Annotated in this window: 1 protein-coding gene; it reads left to right on the forward strand. The window is 36.4% G+C overall.

Going from position 1 to position 376, the window contains the following annotated elements; all coding sequences use genetic code 11:
• The coding region (locus FRY74_RS12815; protein WP_189765292.1) for a SprB repeat-containing protein at positions 1-376 on the forward strand (376 nt) is incomplete at both ends.

The following is a 376-nucleotide window of genomic DNA, read 5'->3' on the forward strand; positions in this document are numbered from 1 at the left end:
TTCTCTTACTGACTCTGTTACCATCTCTGAACCAGACGCCCTATCATCTATAATTAATTCTACAAATATTCTTTGTTTTGGTGATAACACTGGCTCATCTTCTGTTTCTGTTAGTGGTGGTACACTAAACTATAATTACTTGTGGTCTAATGGACAAGCTGCAGGTAATATTAATGCTTTAACAGCTGGAACTTATTATGTAACTATTACAGACTCTAAAGGCTGTATTATTAATGACACTACAATAATTACACAGCCTGCCTCTGGTTTATCTTTAGATCTTACCCAAACAAACGTTAGTTGTAACGGTGGTAATGATGGTGAATTAATCGTTACTCCTAATGGTGGTACTGCTCCTTTCTCTTTCGCTTGGAGT

Origin of the sequence: Vicingus serpentipes (assembly GCF_007993035.1) — a bacterium.
In the GTDB taxonomy this organism is placed as follows: domain Bacteria; phylum Bacteroidota; class Bacteroidia; order Flavobacteriales_E; family Vicingaceae; genus Vicingus; species Vicingus serpentipes.